Source organism: Actinospineispora eucalypti, assembly GCF_039543365.1.
In the GTDB taxonomy this organism is placed as follows: domain Bacteria; phylum Actinomycetota; class Actinomycetes; order Mycobacteriales; family Pseudonocardiaceae; genus Pseudonocardia; species Pseudonocardia eucalypti.
The window spans coordinates 60,564-77,772 of record NZ_BAABJP010000024.1 but is presented as its reverse complement, the minus strand read 5'-3'; the positions used below and the strand labels follow the sequence as shown (position 1 = coordinate 77,772).

Sequence of the window (17,209 nt, the reverse complement as noted above, 5' to 3'; positions counted from 1 at the left end):
CGCCCTGGCGTCCGGCCGCGAACACGGTCCATCAGCACATGAGGGGACCTAGATCTCGTTCATGAGCTCGAACAGGAAGTCGCGGGTTTCGGCCACGGACAGGGCCACGGCGGAGAGCCGGTCGATCATCATGGTGTAGATGTCCACGTCGGCGGGGCGGTCCAGGAACAGCGCGCTGGTCAGCTGTTCCAGGTAGACCAGGTCGGGCACGTGCGGGTCGGGGAAACGCAGGAGGATGAACGGGCCGTCGGCCGCGGCCTGCCCGCCGGCGTTGAACGGCACCGTCTGCAGGGTCACGCTCGGCAGCTCACTGAGCTTGAGCAGGTGCGTCAACTGGTTGCGCATGACCCGGGGGCCGCCGAACGACCGGCGCAGCGCCGCCTCGTCCACGACCATCCACACCCTGGGCGCCTTCGGCCCCACAAGGATGTCCTGGCGGGCCAGCCGCAGGTCCACCCGCCGGCCGATCTCGTCGTCGGAGGCGTCGGGGTGCCCGAGACCGATCACCGCCCGGGCGTAGTCGGCGATCTGCAAGAGCCCCGGCACGCAGTGGACCTGGTAGCTGCGGATCGTGCTGGCGGCCTGCTCGAGCCCGATGTAGGTGCCGAACCAGGCCGGCAGCACGTCGTTGTACCGGTTCCACCGGTCCGGCTCCGACGCCTGCTTGGCCAGCGTCAGCAACGCCTCGCGCACCCGGCCGCTGTGCACGCCGTACAGGCTCAGCAGGTCGGCGACGTCGCGGTGGTGGTGATGGCCGATCCGGCCCAGCTCGATCCGGCTGATCCTCGCTTCCGAGACCCGTATCGAGTCACCGGCACACCGGCGGGAAATTCCCTGGGCCTCACGCAGGCGACGCAGCAGTGCACCCAGCACCAACCGGACCACGGTGGAATCACCGGGCCGCGTCATGTCACCCAAGAAGGCCCCCACGGCGGCTCGCTGGCAGACGAGCCGGCGGTCCCCATCGCCGGCCGCACACCAAGACCGACCAGAACGTTCCCGCACCTTAACGGCCCCGACGCGGCAAGTCACCCGGTCGGCCACCCGACACGCCATTTCCCGCGGCGGGCCGAGCCGCTCAGTGGGCGAAGAGCATCAGCGCGCCGAAGGCCGTCGCCGAAACCGCGGCGACCGCGATGTGCCAGTCCCGCAGTTCCCCGGCCCGGCGTTTGGCGGCGGCGAGCTTGACGCCCACGATCGCGGTGCGCAGCAGCACGCCGCCCACCACGGCGAGCAGGACCGGCACCAGCGTCTCGGGCAGCGGGCTCACGGTGGCGGCGATGATTCCGGCGACCGGTCCGGCGACCGAGATGACCAGCCACGGCGCCACCCGTTCCCTCGACTCGCGCAGGAGCGCGGCCAGCGCGAGTCCCTCGCTCGCCGAGTGGACGGCGAGCGCGGCGATCACGGCGGCCGAAGGGGTCAGTGCCAGCGTCGTTCCCTCGATGACCCGGTGCACCGTCAACGCCGCCGCGGCGCCCACGCCGCCGAAAGCGGCGGGGGTGGCGGTCGCCTTGATCAGCCGGTGGCGGCCGGCGGCGGGTCGGTGGTCGTCCCGGGGGTCGTCACCGTGGCCATGTCCGCAGCTCCCCCGGGTGAAGTAGGTGATCACCAGGAAGCCGAACGCCATCGCCAGGGCGGGAATCCACAGCGCCAGGCCGGACTCCTCGGCGTCGTGCCACACGTCCGGAACGATGTCGGTCAGCGCGGTCACCATCATCATCGCCGACGCCAGGGAGAGCCACAGGCCCATCCGGTCGGCGTAGCGGTTGGCCAGCCAGGCGCCCATCACGGTGGCCCCGCAGATGAGCGCGACGGCGGCCAGCGCACCGTCGCCGGGCGGGTTGCGCTCGTACCAGTCGCTGTCCGAGTAGAGCAGCGCCGCGATCAGCAGGTACCAGGCCGCGAGCACGGTCCGGTGGTTCTCGGTCAACGCCCGGGCGATGCCGTGGAACGGCGCCGGCACCGGAAGCCAGCCTCGGTTCACCGTGTGCACGGTCGTGCCCCAGAACAGCGGGACCATCAGCGCGCAGGCAATGAGGCAGTACGTGCAGAAGGCGTCGAGCAGGTACAGGTTCCGGAAGATCAGCCAGTGGGTGAACACCACGCCGACCGTGATCGTGGCCTGCAGGCCCAGCCACAGCCGCCGAGGCAGCGCCACTCCCGCCGTGAGGATCATCCCGACCGCGGTGACCAGCGCAAAGCCGGCAATCCCGATCAGCGGGTTCAGCGAGGACATCGGGTCGGTGACCGGCGGAGGGCCGCCGAACAGGCCGATCTTCTCGGCGCCCCGCACCAGCGCGGTCAGCAGCCCGAGGCCGCCCCCGAGCGCGAGCAGCCACCCCAGCCAAGGACTGGCCCCGCCCTCGGAAACGCCCTCGGCGGCGCGCGGAGGAGTTCGCCGAGGTATCGGCAGATCCGGACGAAACGCCCCGACCCGCCGGGCGCGGCCGCGCGGCTCGGGGCGCACGCGAACTCCGCCGTGGTCGTCCAGGTTCATCGTTGGGTCCATCCGCCGGGAGGGGCAGGGGAGCGCCGGCAAGCAGGTCCGGGACGCTAGCAGAGCCGGACCCCGCGCCACCGGCATGGGGTGAGGCACCGCTACGATTACCAAAGCATGCACAGTTGCGCATGCGTGAATGCTTCACCGCCGGAGGTGCACGTTGGCTGAGCAACACGGGCACGGGCATGGACACGGGCACGGGGTGTCCGCCGACTCGGACCGACGCTGGCTGGTCATCGCACTGGTCCTGATCACGGCGTTCATGTGCGCCGAGGTCGTCGTGGGCCTGCTGGCGAACTCGCTGGCCCTGCTCTCGGACGCCGCGCACATGCTCACCGATGCCGCGTCGATCGTGCTCGCCCTGGTGGCGCTCCGGCTGGCCGCCCGGCCCGCGCGCGGCCGGTTCACCTACGGCTATCGGCGCGCGGAGATCCTCTCCGCGCAGGCCAACGGCCTCACGCTGCTGCTCCTCGCGGCGTGGTTGACCTACGAGGCGGTCCGGCGCCTGTTCGACCCGCCCGAGGTCGAGGGCCTGCTGGTGCTGGTCACCGCGTTGGTCGGAATCGCGGTGAACCTGGCGGCCACCTGGGCGATCAGCAAGGCCAACCGGTCCAGCCTGAACGTCGAGGGGGCGTTCCAGCACGTCCTCAACGATCTCTTCGCGTTCATCGCCACGGCCGTGGCCGGCGCGGCGGTGATGCTGACCGGCATCACCCAGCTCGACGCGGTGGCGTCGCTGGTCGTGGTGGTACTGATGGTCCGCGCCGGGGTCGGCCTGGTGCGGGAGTCGGGCCGGATCTTCCTGGAGGCGGCGCCGGCCGGGGTCGACCCGGGAGACATCGGCGAGCGGATGGTCGGCCTGGCCCGGGTCGAGGAGGTGCACGACCTGCACGTCTGGGAGATCACCTCGGGGCAGCCCGCGCTGTCGGCGCACGTGCTGGTCGACCGGTCCGCCGACTGCCACGCGGTGCGCCGCGAGCTCGAGGCGATGCTGGCCCGGGACTACGAGATCACCCACACCACCCTGCAGGTCGACCACGTGGGCGCCGGCGAGCACCCGGCAACCGATCCCGCGCTCCAGCTCCCGGTCGCCAACCTCGCGCACTGCCAGGACAGCCACGGCCAGATCCACCGCAAGCCCCAGCCGGCCGAGTGAGCTAGTCGTCGGCCGGCAGCTCCGGGGTCGGGAGGGCCACCTCGGAGGCGGCCAGAACGGCGGCGAGGGCCGGGTTGCCGTCGTCGGTGCGCCAGGCCAGGTACTGGTAGGTCGGGTCGCGCCCCTCCGCCAGCGGGATCATCACGATCCCGGTCTGCACGACGTTGGCCACCGCCGTGTCGTACGTCAACGCGATCCCGACGCCCGCGGCGACCAGGGCCAGCGACGTCCAGGTGTCCGGGGCGGTCTGCGCGATCATGGGCGCGAAGCCGGCGGTGGCCGCGAGCTCCATGAGCACATCCCGGGCGCGGGAACCGGGGTCGTGCGGCAGCGTGACGAACGGTTCGTCCCGGCAGTCGGCCATGGCCACCCGCCGCTGCCCGGCCAGCCGGTGGCCGGTGGGCACCACCAGCACGAAGTGTTCCTCCGCGACCGCCCGATAGGCGATGCCCTCGGGCCGCGTGCGCCAGCGGGCGATCGAGAGGTCCAGGTTCCCGTCGATCACCCCCCGCAGGGCGGCGTGGCTGTAGGTGTTGCTCCGCAGCACCATCTCGATGCCCGGATGGCGTTCGCGGACCAGCTGGCCGAGGGCGGCGATCAGCAGGTGCGAGGACGCCCCGGCAAAGCCGATGCGGACCCGGCCGGTCTCCCCCCGCCCCGCCGAGCGGACGGCCCGCTCCGCGGTCTCGATGCTCTCCAGCACGGCCCGAGCGGGCACCACCAGGGCGTCGCCGGCGGCGGTCAGCCGCACGCTCCGCGTGGTGCGGTCGAACAGCCGCGCGCCCAGCTCGCGCTCCAGGCTCTTGATCATCCGGCTCAGCGGCGGCTGCGCCATGTGGAGCCGCTCGGCGGCCCGGCCGAAGTGCAGCTCCTCGGCGACCGCCAGGAAGGCCCGCACCTGGTACAGCTCCACCCCACCACTATTACCCAGGGGTCAGGGGACTCGCCGTCCCGGCCGGCACGGCCGCGTCGTCGGCGGTGGCCGTCCGGGTGAGCAGCGCCCGCGAGCAGAACAGGGAGACCGCGGTGGTCACCACGCCGAACACGACCGGCCACACGATGGAGCCGGACGAGTCGAACAGCCACTGCAGGATCATCGGGGTGGTGCCGCACAGCGCCCCGGACAGTCCGTAGGTGACCGAGATGCCGGTGTAGCGGACCGGAGCGGGGAACGCCTGGGCCAGCATCCCCGCCATGACCGCGTAGAACATCACGTCGGGAACGGTGGCGAGGACCGCGCCGAGCATCGCCAACACCCAGTTGCCGGTGGAGATCAGCACGAACATCAGGGCCAGGGCCGGGATCTCCAGGGCCAGCAGGATGGTGACCAGCCGGCGCACCGGTACCCGGGTGGCGAGCACCGCACCGAAGGGCTGCACGAAGAACTGGACCACGCTGGCGATCAGGATGATCGACAGGAACTCTTCCTTGGCGAAGCCGAGCGAGGACGTCGCCCAGGACAGCGCGAACGTGTCGCGGGCGTAGACCACCACGAACACGCAAAGCATGCCGAAAACCCCGAGCAGCAGCTCCGTCCGCCCGTGCCGGAGCAGGTCGACCACGGGCACCCGGGCGGTCCGGTTCTCCCGCCGCATGCGCAGCATCTCCGGCGTCTCCCGGAGGCTCAGGCGCAACACCAGCCCCACCACGACGAGCACGGCGGAGAACAGGAACGGCAGCCGCCAGGCCCACTCCAGGAGCGCCTCCTCCGGCAGGGCGCCGGTCACCGCGAGGAATCCCAGCGTGGCCAGGATCCGCCCGGCCGGCGAGCCCTGCTGGGCGAAGGCACCGAACAGGAAGCCCCGCTCCCTGGTGGTGTGCTCGGTGGCGATCAGCACCGCGCCGCCCCACTCACCGCCGACCGCCAGCCCCTGCAGCAGCCGCAGCACGATCAGCAGGACCGGCGCCATCGCACCGATCGCCGAGTAGGTCGGCAGCATCCCGATGCAGCAGGTCGCCACGCCCATCAGCAACAGTGTGGCGATCAGCGCGCGTTTGCGGCCGAAGCGGTCCCCGAGGTGGCCGAAGACGATCCCGCCCAACGGCCGGGTGAGGAACCCGACCGCGAAGGTGGCGAACGACAGCAGCGTCGCCACGCCCGGATCGGCATTGCTGAAGAACAACGGCCCGAACACCAGCGCCGATGCCGTGGCGTAGATGTAGAAGTCGTACCACTCGATCGTCGTGCCGACAAAGGCGGCAAGGCCCGCCTTCCTCGCCATGGTCTCGTCCGGGGCGAACCGCGATGTCGACATGAATCAACCCCTCGTTGGATCACGCCTGTGATGACGTTCACCGTAGAGAGCGCGAAAATGTTTCGTCCAAGACCAGAATCGGCACTCATTACCGCCGGAACGGGTATCAATCGGGCGCGCCCGCGGGACGCGCCTTAGTTCCGGTCGGAGCGGTCCCGGTCGTGGCCCCATGAGCGGTCCCGGTCGTCGCGGTCCCGGTCGTACGAGCGGCTCCCGTCGGTCGCGATGACGCCGCCCACGAAGTTGGTCATCGAGGTCCCGGCGTCATTCAGGTTCGACAACAGGTTGTTCACCGAACCGCTCGCGTTGCCCGGGGCGGAAATAATCCAGAACAGCACGAAAATGACCACGGCCCATCCAACGAGCCTTTTGACGTTCATCAGAGACCGCCGATCCATCCTTTACCCGGGGTGAGCACGACTCACGCTTGAGTCACTCTCGTCTCACCGGTCACATTTATACCAAGGTCGGCAACGATCGCGCTGGTCATCAGCCCGATAGCGTGACGGCTCGGCCGCTACCCTGTGCTCGTGAGCATCCGGTGATCGAGCTGCGCGCACCGGGCATCGAGGCGGCCGTCGTCCCGCTCGGCGCCCGGCTGGCCCGCCTGCGCACCCCCGACCGGGCCGGGACGTCGGCCGACGTGGTGCTGGGCCTGGACTCGGACGACTACCGGGGCGACCGGGCGCGCCTCGGCGCCACCATCGGCCGCTACGCCAACCGCATCGCCGGCGGCACCTTCGAGATCGACGGCAACCGCTACTCCGTCCCCACCAACCAGGACGGCGCCGCGCTGCACGGCGGGCCGCACGGCTTCGACCAGCAGATCTTCGACGCCGACCCGGTGCGCACGCTCCCCGGCGGGGGCCGCTCCGTCACCTTCCGCCGCACCAGCCCGGACGGCGAGAACGGCTTCCCCGGAAACCTCGAGGTGGCCGTCACGTACACGGTGCGCACCGGCGCGGTGGACATCGAGCACACCGCGCGCACCGACCGGCCCACCGTCGTCAACCTCACCAACCACAGCTACTTCAACCTCACTGGCCGGGGCGGGTCCACCGACGGGCACCTCGTGCACATCCCCGCCGCCCACTACCTGCCCGTCGACCACCGGCTGATCCCCACCGGGGAGATCGCCCCGGTCGACGGCACCCCGTTCGACCTGCGCGAAGGTGGACACCTCGGCACCCGGACCCGGCGGGACCACCCACAGCTGCTCCGCGCGCGCGGCTTCGACCACACCATGGTCCTGGACGGCCCGCCGTCCGGGATGCGCCTCGCCGCCCGGGTCGACGAACCGGGCAGCGGCCGGACCCTGACCGTGCTCACCGACCAGCCGGGCTTCCAGCTGTACACCGGCAACGCCCTCGACGGGAGCATCGTGACCCGGGGCGGCCGGACCGTGCGCCAGGGCGACGCCTTCTGCATCGAGCCGCAGCACTTCCCCGACTCGCCGAACCGGCCCGGATTTCCCAGCACGGTGCTGCGCCCGGGCGAGCTGTACCGGTCCCGCATCACGTTCCGGTTGGGAGTGCTGGGCTGACCGGGGCGGGTCAGCCGGCGGCGCAGCGGAAGCCCATGTGGCCGGTGCCGCTGTCCGGGGTGTTGTAGGTGCGGGCGGCGACCCGGTAGCGGTTGCAGTAGCTGTGGTGGCACAGGTACGAGCCGCCCCGGATGACCCGGCTGTCCCCGTCGTCCGGGCCGCGCGGGTTGACCCGGGTCCGTGGGGTGTCGGCCCGGTGCCAGCCGGTGGACCAGCGGTCCGAGGTCCACTCCCACACGTTGCCGGCCACGTTGTACAGGCCGTACCCGTTGGCGCCGAAGGCGTTGACCGGGCAGGTGCCGAGGTGGCCGGTGTGGCGCGCGGGAAAATCGCCCCGCCAGATGTTGCAGCGGTGCCGGCCACGCGGGGTGAGCTCGTCGCCCCACGGGTAGCGGGCGCCGTCCAGGCCGCCCCGCGCTGCCTTCTCCCACTCGGCCTCGGTGGGCAGCCGCTTGCCGGCCCAGCCGGCGTAGGCCTCGGCGTCGTTCCAGGACACGTGCACCACCGGGTGGTTCGGGCGCTCGGCGACCGAGGAACCGGGGCCCTCGGGGGACCGCCAGAACGCGCCGTCGACCGGGCGCCACCACGTCGCCCCGGGCACCGTGCCGGGCCGGACGTGGGCCCGGCCCGCCGGGATGAGCAACCCGTCGAAGACGTAGGACCAGCCGTGGCGCTCGGCGTCGGTGCGGTGGCCGGTGTGCTTGACGAACCCGGCGAACTGGCGGTTCGTCACCGCGCAGGCGTCGATGTGGAAGGGGTCCAGCCGCACAACCCGTACCGGGCCCTCGCCGTCGGCCGGTGAGGCCTCCGAATCCTCGGCACCCATGCGGAACTCCCCGCCGGGGATGAGCACCATCCCGCGGAGCACCTCCCGCTCCGCCCGGGTCACTGCGCGGCGAGGATGCGGCGTTCCCTGGCAGTCTCGGCGGACGGGTCCGGGTCCGGGGCGAGTCCGTCGAGCTCGATGCGCACGGTGTGCACGGTTCCGGTGAACGCGTTGTCGATGGGCGGGTAGTCGTCGGTGACCGGGGTGCCCAGGTCGACGCCGACGTCCAGGGTCTCGTCGAAGGAGAAGTAGTAGGGAATCGTGCGTTCCACGCGGCCGTCGGCCCGTTTGACGCCGTCCACGGTGACCACCACCGTGCCGCCCATCCCGTACCCGCCGCCGTCGTAGTGGAACTCGACGCGCACGTCGTGGCGGCCCGGGGGCGGCGCCTCGGCGGTGCGCACCGTGTAGTGCTCCAGGTCGAAGTAGTTGTAGTCGTAGTGGATCCGCCCGTCCACGCAGTACAGCGACCAGCCGCCGAACCGGCCGCCCTGGGCGATGATCACGCCGCCGGCCCCGGCCGGGATCTCCACGTCGGCGGCGATGGTGTGCGACCGGTTCTTCACGTTGGGCGTGGTCTCCTCGGTGAACCGGCGCATCCCGGCCGAGTAGGTGACCTCGCGGCGATCGCCCAGCAGGTCGATGCGCCCGGCCAGCGTCGGGTTCTCCCGCTCGGTGACCCGGGGGTCGAGCGGGAACACCTGGTGCTTCGCCGCCTCGATCAGGAACAGCTCTTGCAGCTCACGCAGCCGGTCGGGATGGCGGTCCGCGAGGTCGTGGGCCTGGGTCCAGTCGCGGTCGAGGTGGTACAGCTCCCAGCGGTCGGCGCGCAGGCTCCGCCCGGCCTCGGGCACCATCTGCCAGGGGATGCCGTGGCGGGTCACGGCCATCCAGCCCTCGTGGTAGATGCCCCGGTTGCCGCACATCTCGAAGTACTGGGTCCGGCGCCGGTCGGCGGCCCGGGGGCCGTCGAAGGTGTAGCGCATGCTGACGCCCTCGACCGGCTTCTGGGCCACGCCGGCCACGCTGGTGGGCTCGGGGATGCCGGCGCAGTCGAGCACCGTGGGCAGCACGTCGATGACGTGGTGGAACTGGTGGCGCAGCCCGCCGCGTTCGGCGATGCCGGCCGGCCAGTGCACGATCAGCCCGTCCCGGATGCCGCCCAGGTGCGAGGCGACCTGCTTGGTCCACTGGTACGGGGTGTTCAGCGCCAGCGCCCAGCCGACCGGGGCGATCGGGTAGGTGCGGGGGCCGCCGATGGCGTCCAGGTCGGCGATCATCGCCTCCGGGTCGTCCACCACTCCGTGGCCGAGCCGGTGCTCGACCGTGGTGCCCTCGATGCCGCCCTCCCCCGAGGCGCCGTTGTCCCCGAGCAGGTAGAGGAAGACCGTGTTGTCCAGCTCGCCCAGCTCGGCCAGGGCGTCCACGAACCGGCCGACCTGGGCGTCGGCGTGTTCGGTGAACCCGGCGAAGGTCTCCATGAACCGGCAGGCCAGCGCGCGCTGGTTGTCCGAGAGCTGGGACCAGTGCGGCACCCCGTCGGCCCACCGGGCGAGCTCGGCTTCCTCGGGCACCACGCCGAGGTGTTTCTGCCGCTCGAGGGTGAGCTCGCGCTGGGCGTCCCAGCCGTGGTCGAACCGGCCCCGGTAGCGGCGCTGCCACTCGGGGGCCACGTGCAGCGGGGCGTGCGAGGCGCCGAATGCCAGGTAGGTGAAGAACGGCCGGCCGGGGGTGAGTGCGCGCTGCGTGCGCACCCAGTCGATGGCCTGGTCGGCGAGATCCTCGGACAGGTGGTAGCCGTCCTCCGGCCTCCGGGTGGGCTCCACCGGCGTGGTGCCCCGGTAGAGCAGCGGGTACCAGTGGTTCATCTCCGCGCCCATGAACCCGTAGAAGGTGTCGAACCCCTCCCCGGTGGGCCAGCGGTCGAACGGCCCGACCGGGCTGATCTCCCTCGGCGGGGTCTGGTGCCACTTGCCGAACGCGGCGGTGCTGTAGCCGTTGCCCTGCAGGATCTGGGCCAGCGTGGCGGCGCTGCGGGGCCGGAACCCGTTGTAGCCGGGCGCGGCGGTCGCCATCTCGGTCGTGCCACCCATGCCGACCGAGTGGTGGTTGCGCCCGGTCATCAACGCCTGCCGGGTGGGCGAGCACAGGGCGGTCACGTGGAACCGGGTGTAGCGCAGCCCGTCGTCGGCCAACCGGTCGGCGGTGGGCATCTCGCACGGCCCGCCGAACGAGCTGGAGGTGCCGAAACCCAGGTCGTCCAGCACCACGATCACCACGTTGGGCGCGCCCGGCGGCGGCTGGGTCGGGGCCACCGCCGTGAACGGGGCAGTCTGCTCGTGGATGCCGAGCGCGGTGGTCACCACGGTCACCGGGTCGGGCTCGGGCAGCACGTGGCGGTCGCCCCGGAAGCCGGTCACGCGGTCTCCCCCCGGGTCAACGGGACGGGTCTGGGGGCGGGAACGCTGGCGCCGGTGTCCTCCAGCGAGCGGTCCCGGGTCTCCTCCGCCCAGGCCACGCAGGCCAGGAAGCCGACGAAGGTGATGCCGGCGCCGATGTACATCGTCGCCGAGGTGCCCAGGCTCACCAGCGAGATCGGGACCAGGAACGTGCCGATCGCGGCGCCGAACCGGGTCAGCGCGACCGCCATGCCGACCGCGGCGGCGCGGACGTGGGTGGGGAACAGCTCGTTGGGATAACCCCACTCCAGGATTCCCGGGCCGCCCGAGAACAGCGCGTACAGGCAGAACAGGATGACCACGATCACCCCGGGGGCGTGGCTCCACGCGCCCAGTACCAGCAGCGGCAACACCATCAGCGCGAACGACCAGATGATCGTCTTGCGCCGGCCGACCGTCTCCAGCAGGCGCATCGCCGGCAGGCAGCCCAGGGCGAACACCAGGTTGATGACCGCGGTGCCCAGGTTGCTGAGGTTCCCGTGCCCGAGGCCGAGGGACCCCAGCAGCTGGGGCCCGAAGGTCAGCAACGCGAACAGCGGGATGATCGCGCAGCTGAAGAAGATCACCACGAACGTGATCCGGCGCAGGTAGATCCCCCGGAACAGCGCGGCGATGCTGCCCCGCGAGGCGGTGGGTTCGGGGGCCAGCGCGGCCAGCTCGGCCTCGGCGACCGGGGTGCCCAGCGTGCTCTCCACCACCTGGGCCGCCTCCTGGGCCCGGCCGGAGGCGACCAGCCAGCGCGGCGACTCGGGCGTGCCGATCCGCAGCAGGAACACCGCCACCGCCAGGATCGTGGAGCTGCCCAGCATCCACCGCCAGCCGGCGTCCCCGAGGATCTCGATGACCAGGTAGCCGACCAGGTAGGCCAACGCGGTGCCGACGTACCAGATGATGATCACCGAGGTGAACATCCGGGCGCGGTGCCGGCGGGGCAGCCACTCGGTGAGCAGCGCGGTGGCGATCGGGTAGTCCGCCGCGATCGCCACCCCGATCACGAACCGCAGGACGATCAGCTGCCAGGTCTCGGTGACGAACATGGACAGCGCCGAGGCGATGATCAACGCCAGCAGGTCCAGGGTGTACATGGTCTTGCGGCCGACCCGGTCGGTGATCGGGCCGAACACCAGGCCGCCGAAGAACATCCCCACCAGTGCGGCCACCCCGACCACCGCCGCCGTGGTCGTGTCCAGCCGCATCTCGGCGCTGATCCCGGTCAGCGCTATGCCGACGATGCCCAGGAGATAGCCGTCCAGCAGCGGCCCCCCGCTGCACGCCATGGCGAGCTTGCGATGGAACCGGCCGACCGGAGCATCGTCGATGGCGGTAAAACTCATGGCGAGACTCCGGGTGGCTGGCGGTCGATGTGTCGCAAACCACACTCGCAAGCCGGTTCGGCCCGCGACAACGTTTGGCGCGCCCGGACCGAGACCAATATCCGATCGATCCCATTCAACCCGTCTATACCCCTCCCCCGCGATTCAGTGACCTCAGCACGCCGATTCAGTCACTTCAGCACGCTGATTCAGTGACTACAGCACGTCGGTTCAGTCACTTCAGCAGGGCGGTTCAGCAGGTCGACCCAAGGGCGCTGGGACGGGGTGGCCGGCCGTGACGCGCCGCGTGACCAGCGCGCTCAGGGTCGGTCCCGCCCCGAGCGATCGGCAGTGGGTCGCGAACCCAACTCAAGATCGCTAAGCTCCCGGAACGGCAAGTATTTCTCCTCTGGCCCGCCCTGGCCGTCGCCGCCCGACGCCCCGCCTCAACCCCACGCGACAGGCCGCGCCCAAACCCGGCACCCAACCCAGCCGAGCCCGTCGCGGCAATCCTCGCGCCGCCCCTGCTGAAGTCACTGAACCGCCCTACTGAAGTGACTGAATCACCGTGCTGAAGTCACTGAACCGACGTGCTGAAGTGACTGAATCAGCGTGCTGAAGTGACTGAACCGACGTGCTGAAGTCACTGAATCAGCGTGCTGAAGTCACTGAATCGGGAGGATGGGGGCGGGGCGGGCCAGGGAGACGAATCGGTCGGCTGCTGGGGAGAGGGGTCCGGGGCGCCAGACCAGGCGCGCGCGGAACCGGACCGCCGGTTCGGTGCGCAGCACTGTCGCGCCCTTGGTGGCCGCGTCGGCGGCCATCGACCGGGGCAGCAGCGCGGCCCCGCCACCGGCCAGGACCAGCGGCACGATCATCGCCCGGTGCGCGGTCTCCACCGCGATGACCGGCTCCACCCCGGCCTCGCGCAGGGCGTCGTCCAGGATGTCGCGGGTGGCGGTGCCCTTCGGCGGGGCGACGAACCGCAGCGCGCCCAGGTCCGCCAGCCGGGCCGGCTCCTCCGGGGGGTCGGGGTGCGCCGGCGGGAGCACCAGGTGCAGGTCCTGCTCGGCGAGCAGGATCCCGGCCAGGTCGGGCACCGGTATGCGGGCGTCCAGCAGCCCCAGTTCGGAGGCGCCGCTGCGCACCAGGTGGCTGACCCGGGCGCCCTGCTCCGGGTCGGTCACCCGCACCTCCACGTTCCGGTGCCTACCCAGGAACTCCCCCAGCAGGCCGGCCAGCGGGTCCACCGCGAGCGTCGTCTGGGCGACGATGTCCAGACGCCCGCCGGACAGCCCCAGCACCTCGCGCACCGACGAGGCCGCCGTCGCCAGGTCGCGCGCCACCTGCCGCGCCGGCGCCACCAGCGCATCCCCGGCCGCGGTCAGCACGGCGCCGTGCGGGAGCCGGTGGAACAACGCCCCGCCCAGCTCCGACTCCAGCGCGGCGATCGCGTGCGACAGCGACGGCTGCGCCACGTGAAGCACCCGCGCGGCGTTGGTGAACCCGCCGTGCTCCACCACGGCCAGGAAGTACTCCAACTGCCGCCGCTCCACCGGAGCGCCCTAGAGCGCCCGCCCCACGCTCGGGGCGCGCAGCGCGTGCCGCAGGGCCGGCTTGTCGATCTTGCCGACGTAGTTCTTGGGCAGCTCGTCCACCAGGTGCACCGCCACCGGCAGCTTGATCTTGGTGAGCGCGCCCCGGCAGTACTCGGTCAGCTCATCGGCGGTGATCAGGGCACTCGGGAAGAGGACCACGTAGGCCACCGGGACCTCGCCGTACACCTCGTCGGCCGCGCCGATCACGGCGGATTCCATCACCGACGGGTGGCTGCCGAGCACCGACTCGATCTCCTTGGGGTAGATGTTCTCCCCACCTCGGATGATCATGTCGTGGATCCGGTCCACCAGGGTGAGGTAGCCGTCCTCGTCCAGGTAGCCGACGTCCCCGGTGTGCAGCCAGCCGTCCACCAGCGTCTGCTCGGTCGCCGCCGGCAGGTTCAGGTAGCCGCGCATGACGTTGGCGCCCCGCACGACCACCTCGCCGACCTGCCCGACCCCGCGCGGGGTGCGGTCCGGCGCCATCACCGCCACCCGCTGGCCGGGCAGCGCCGGCCCCACCGTGCCGGGCTTGCGCACGCCGTACAGCGGGTTGAAGGTGGACGCGCAGGTGGCCTCGGTCAGGCCGTAGCCCTCCACCACCGGGAAGCCGAACCGCGCCTCCATGCGCTCCAGCAGTTCCTTGGCGACCGGCGCGGCACCGCACACCGCGAAACGCACCGAGGAGGCGTCCGGGCGGACGTCCTCCGGCAGCCCGGCCAGCCGCGCGTAGATGGCCGGCACGCCGGAGAAGTAGGTCGGCCGGTAGCGCTCGATGGCGTCGAGGAAGGTCGCCGGGGCGAACCTGGTCAGGATGGTCACCTGGGCGCCGACCAGCATCGGCGCCAACCCGCTCACGCAGATGGCGTTGACGTGGAACAACGGCAGCACCAGCAGCCCGTGGTCGTCCGGCCCGAGGTCCAGCGCCTCGGCGATGGTGCCGACCATGGCGACCAGGTTGGCGTGGTCCAGCATGACGCCCTTGGGCCGCCCGGTGGAACCGCTGGTGTAGATGAGCAGCGCCAGGTCCTCCGGCGACACCTCCGGCGGGGGAAGCGTGCCCCGAGGCTCGGTGGGCAGGTCGTCGGCCAGCACCAGCGGCACGTCGTAGTCGGCGTCGGGCTGCTCGGTGAGCAGCAGCACCGCACCGGAGTCGCGGATCTGGTAGCCGGCCTCGCGCGGGGTGAACACCGGGTTCACCGGGCTGGCCGTGGCGCCCAGGCGCCACGCGGCGAACAGGCCGATGAGCAACTCCACCCGGTTCGGCAGCACGATGGCCAGCACGTCGCCACGCCGCACGCCGAGCGTGGCGAAGTGCTCGGCGGCCGCGTCCACCCGGCTGGCCAACTCCCCGTAGGTCAGCTCGACGGCCTCGTCGCGCAGGCAGACCCGGTCGGCGAACTCCGGCCGGTTCCACACCAGGTAGCCCATCATTCGCCAGACGTTACTGGTTCCGGCCCCCCGCGCGCAGGAGACGTGCTGATCGAGGTTCAGAGCAACAGGGCGAGCGGGATGACCAACACCAGCCCGACCACGGAGATGATGGTCTCCATCAGCGACCAGGTCTTGATGGTCTGGCCGATGCTGAGCCCGAAGTACTCCTTGACCATCCAGAATCCGGCGTCGTTGACGTGCGAGAAGAACAGCGAGCCGGCGCCGATGGCCAGGACCAGCAGCGAGGTGTGCGCCGGGTCGAGGTTCGCCGCCAGCGGGGCCAGCAGGCCGGAGGCCGTCACCGTGGCCACCGTGGCCGAGCCGGTGGCCAGCCGGATGCCCACCGCCACCAGCCAGGCCAGCACCAGCACGGTGGCGCCGGTGCCGTCCACCCAGCTGGCCAGCAGGTTGCCGATCTTCGAGTCGACCAGGATCTGCTTGAAACCGCCGCCGGCGGCCACGATGAGCAGGATCCCGGCGATCGGCGGCAGCGACCGCTCGATGGAGCCCGCCACCTCCCTCAGGTCGGCGCCGAGGCCCACCCCGAACGTGTACATGGCCACCACGACCGCGATGAGCAGGGCGATCAGTGGAGTACCCAGGAAGTCGAGCACGCTCCGCACGCCGTTGCCCTTGGCCAGGAAGATGTCGGCCAGCGCCTTGCCCATCATCAGCACGACCGGCAGCAGCACCGTGGTCAGCGTGACCGCGAAGGTGGGCCGGCGGGTCGCGGTCCGGGTGCCGCCACCACCGGCCGGCGGCTCGTCGTCCGGCGCGGGGGCGCTGAACAGTTCGGGAGGCGGCGCCGGCACCCAGCGGTCGGCGTAGCGGGCGAACAACGGCCCGGCGATCACCACGGTCGGGATGGCGACCAGCACGCCGAACAGCAGCGTGATGCCGAGGTTGGCGTTCAGCGCGGTGATCGCCACCAGCGGGCCGGGGTGCGGGGGCACCAGGCCGTGCATGACCGACAGCCCGGCCAGCGCCGGCACCCCGACGCGGATCAGCGAGAGCCCGGACCGGCGGGCCACCAGGAAGATCACCGGGATGAGCAGCACCAGGCCGATCTCGAAGAACATCGGCAGCCCGATGAGCGCGCCGACGGCGGCCATCGCCCACGGCAGCGTGCGCGGGCCGGCGTGCCCGACGATGGTGTCCACGATCTGGTCGGCGCCGCCGGAGTCGGCGAGCAGCTTGCCGAACATCGCGCCCAGCGCGATCAGCGTGCCGACCCCGGCGGCCGTGGAACCGAACCCGCTGCTGAAGCTCTCCACGGCGGTGGCGATGGGCAGTCCGGCGATCAGCGCGACGGCCAGCGAACCGAGGGTGAGCGCGAGGAACGGGTGGATCTTGAGCCGGGTGATCAGCACGACGATGATCGCTATGCCCACCAGCGCGGCGACGATCACGCGGGCCCCCGGGGCGGGCGCGGCGGCCGCCTGGGCCAGGACCGAAGTGAGCACGGTGATCACGCCCCCATCCGGACCGGGTGGCCGTCCAGCGCGGCGAGGCATTGCCCCACCAGCTCCTCGACCGGCAGGCCCAGGTCGAGGGTCACGCCGGCCTCGTCGGCCCGCAACGGCTCGAGCGCGGCGTACTGCGACCGGACCAGCGACGACGGCATGAAGTGGTCAAGGCGCCCGGCGACCCGGCGGGCGATCACCTCGGGCGGACCGGCCAGGTGCAGGAAGGTCACCGAGGGCGCGGCGGCGCGCAGCCGGTCCCGGTAGCGGCGCTTGAGGGCCGAGCAGCTCAGCACCGCGCCGGTGACCGCGCGCCCGGCCAACCAGTCGCCGAGGAGGCGCAGCCACGGGCGCCGGTCGGCGTCGGCGAGCGGCACGCCGGCGGACATCTTGGCGATGTTGGCCGCCGGGTGGAAGTCGTCGGCGTCGGCGAAGGGCAGCCGCAGGCGGGCGGCGAGCTCCGCGCCGACCGTCGACTTGCCGGAGCCGGAGACGCCCATGACGACGAGCAGCGGTGGGCTGGCTTCAAAAGAACGGACGGGCATCGTTGCGGTCCTCTCGTGGACCCCGACCGGGGTGCCCTCGAGGATGCGGCAATAAATATGACTTATTCAAGTCTGTATCGATATAGATCGTACTTAACTCTCAGGAGATGCCAA

Annotated in this window: 14 protein-coding genes; 2 read left to right on the top strand and 12 right to left on the bottom strand. The window is 71.5% G+C overall.

The window, feature by feature from the left end; all coding sequences use genetic code 11:
* Positions 1–48: 48 nt before the first annotated feature.
* Positions 49–909, bottom strand: coding sequence for a Scr1 family TA system antitoxin-like transcriptional regulator (locus ABEB12_RS22770; RefSeq protein ID WP_185060091.1), 861 nt, complete (start codon positions 907–909; stop codon positions 49–51).
* Between the two features lie 169 nt (positions 910–1,078).
* Positions 1,079–2,500 (bottom strand): vitamin K epoxide reductase family protein, encoded by a 1,422-nt coding sequence (locus tag ABEB12_RS22765; RefSeq protein WP_185060090.1) that lies wholly within the window; start codon positions 2,498–2,500, stop codon positions 1,079–1,081.
* Positions 2,501–2,663: 163 nt separating this feature from the next.
* Between ABEB12_RS22765 and ABEB12_RS22760 the strand changes: the two genes are divergently transcribed.
* A complete protein-coding gene (locus ABEB12_RS22760) occupies positions 2,664–3,659 on the top strand; it encodes a cation diffusion facilitator family transporter (RefSeq protein WP_345703057.1) in 996 nt (331 codons plus the stop codon).
* Position 3,660: 1 nt separating this feature from the next.
* On the opposite strand, the gene ABEB12_RS22755 is transcribed toward ABEB12_RS22760, so the two are convergent.
* The 3 genes from ABEB12_RS22755 to ABEB12_RS22745 all read right to left on the bottom strand — a co-directional run bounded on the left by ABEB12_RS22755 (position 3,661) and on the right by ABEB12_RS22745 (position 6,264).
* On the bottom strand, positions 3,661–4,572 hold the full coding sequence (locus tag ABEB12_RS22755) for a LysR substrate-binding domain-containing protein (protein WP_185060088.1): 912 nt from the start codon (positions 4,570–4,572) through the stop codon (positions 3,661–3,663).
* A gap of 10 nt (positions 4,573–4,582) precedes the next feature.
* A complete protein-coding gene (locus ABEB12_RS22750; RefSeq protein ID WP_221497619.1) occupies positions 4,583–5,914 on the bottom strand; it encodes an MFS transporter in 1,332 nt (443 codons plus the stop codon).
* A gap of 134 nt (positions 5,915–6,048) precedes the next feature.
* Complete coding sequence (locus ABEB12_RS22745) at positions 6,049–6,264, bottom strand: hypothetical protein (protein ID WP_185060087.1); 216 nt, start codon at positions 6,262–6,264, stop codon at positions 6,049–6,051.
* A 191-nt stretch (positions 6,265–6,455) separates the two neighbouring features.
* On the opposite strand from ABEB12_RS22745, the gene ABEB12_RS22740 reads away from it, so the two are divergent.
* The gene (locus ABEB12_RS22740) at positions 6,456–7,457 is read left to right on the top strand and encodes an aldose epimerase family protein (protein ID WP_185060086.1); all 1,002 of its coding nucleotides are present in this window, start codon (positions 6,456–6,458) and stop codon (positions 7,455–7,457) included.
* Between the two features lie 10 nt (positions 7,458–7,467).
* Here ABEB12_RS22740 and ABEB12_RS22735 read toward each other — a convergent pair whose 3' ends face one another.
* From ABEB12_RS22735 to ABEB12_RS22705, 7 genes are all read right to left on the bottom strand, one after another.
* Positions 7,468–8,313 carry a formylglycine-generating enzyme family protein gene (locus tag ABEB12_RS22735; protein ID WP_185061252.1) on the bottom strand — a complete coding sequence of 282 codons (846 nt, stop codon included), beginning with the start codon at positions 8,311–8,313 and terminating at the stop codon, positions 7,468–7,470.
* 29 nt (positions 8,314–8,342) lie between these two features.
* Positions 8,343–10,703, bottom strand: a complete 2,361-nt coding sequence (locus ABEB12_RS22730; protein WP_185060085.1) for a sulfatase-like hydrolase/transferase — start codon at positions 10,701–10,703, stop codon at positions 8,343–8,345.
* Positions 10,700–12,076: an MFS transporter gene (locus ABEB12_RS22725; protein ID WP_185060084.1), complete on the bottom strand. Its 1,377-nt coding sequence runs from the start codon at positions 12,074–12,076 to the stop codon at positions 10,700–10,702. The genes ABEB12_RS22730 and ABEB12_RS22725 overlap by 4 nt, the downstream gene beginning before the upstream one ends.
* A gap of 644 nt (positions 12,077–12,720) precedes the next feature.
* Positions 12,721–13,611 (bottom strand): LysR substrate-binding domain-containing protein, encoded by an 891-nt coding sequence (locus ABEB12_RS22720; protein WP_185060083.1) that lies wholly within the window; start codon positions 13,609–13,611, stop codon positions 12,721–12,723.
* Between the two features lie 9 nt (positions 13,612–13,620).
* Positions 13,621–15,087, bottom strand: coding sequence for an AMP-binding protein (locus ABEB12_RS22715; protein ID WP_185060082.1), 1,467 nt, complete (start codon positions 15,085–15,087; stop codon positions 13,621–13,623).
* Positions 15,088–15,143: 56 nt separating this feature from the next.
* Positions 15,144–16,550, bottom strand: coding sequence for a GntT/GntP/DsdX family permease (locus ABEB12_RS22710; protein WP_345703055.1), 1,407 nt, complete (start codon positions 16,548–16,550; stop codon positions 15,144–15,146).
* A gap of 5 nt (positions 16,551–16,555) precedes the next feature.
* Entirely contained in the window at positions 16,556–17,095 is a 540-nt protein-coding gene (locus ABEB12_RS22705) for a gluconokinase, GntK/IdnK-type (protein WP_221497617.1), read from the bottom strand.
* Positions 17,096–17,209 lie beyond the last annotated feature (114 nt).

What these genes read in the sequence shown, in the direction of transcription:
- ABEB12_RS22770 (WP_185060091.1), bottom strand. Translation starts at nt 909, where the DNA reads ATGACGCGGCCCGGTGATTCCACCGTGGTCCGGTTGGTGCTGGGTGCA.
- ABEB12_RS22765 (WP_185060090.1), bottom strand. Translation starts at nt 2,500, where the DNA reads ATGAACCTGGACGACCACGGCGGAGTTCGCGTGCGCCCCGAGCCGCGC.
- ABEB12_RS22750 (WP_221497619.1), bottom strand. Translation starts at nt 5,914, where the DNA reads ATGTCGACATCGCGGTTCGCCCCGGACGAGACCATGGCGAGGAAGGCG.
- ABEB12_RS22735 (WP_185061252.1), bottom strand. Translation starts at nt 8,313, where the DNA reads ATGGTGCTCATCCCCGGCGGGGAGTTCCGCATGGGTGCCGAGGATTCG.
- ABEB12_RS22725 (WP_185060084.1), bottom strand. Translation starts at nt 12,076, where the DNA reads ATGAGTTTTACCGCCATCGACGATGCTCCGGTCGGCCGGTTCCATCGC.
- ABEB12_RS22715 (WP_185060082.1), bottom strand. Translation starts at nt 15,087, where the DNA reads ATGATGGGCTACCTGGTGTGGAACCGGCCGGAGTTCGCCGACCGGGTC.
- ABEB12_RS22705 (WP_221497617.1), bottom strand. Translation starts at nt 17,095, where the DNA reads ATGCCCGTCCGTTCTTTTGAAGCCAGCCCACCGCTGCTCGTCGTCATG.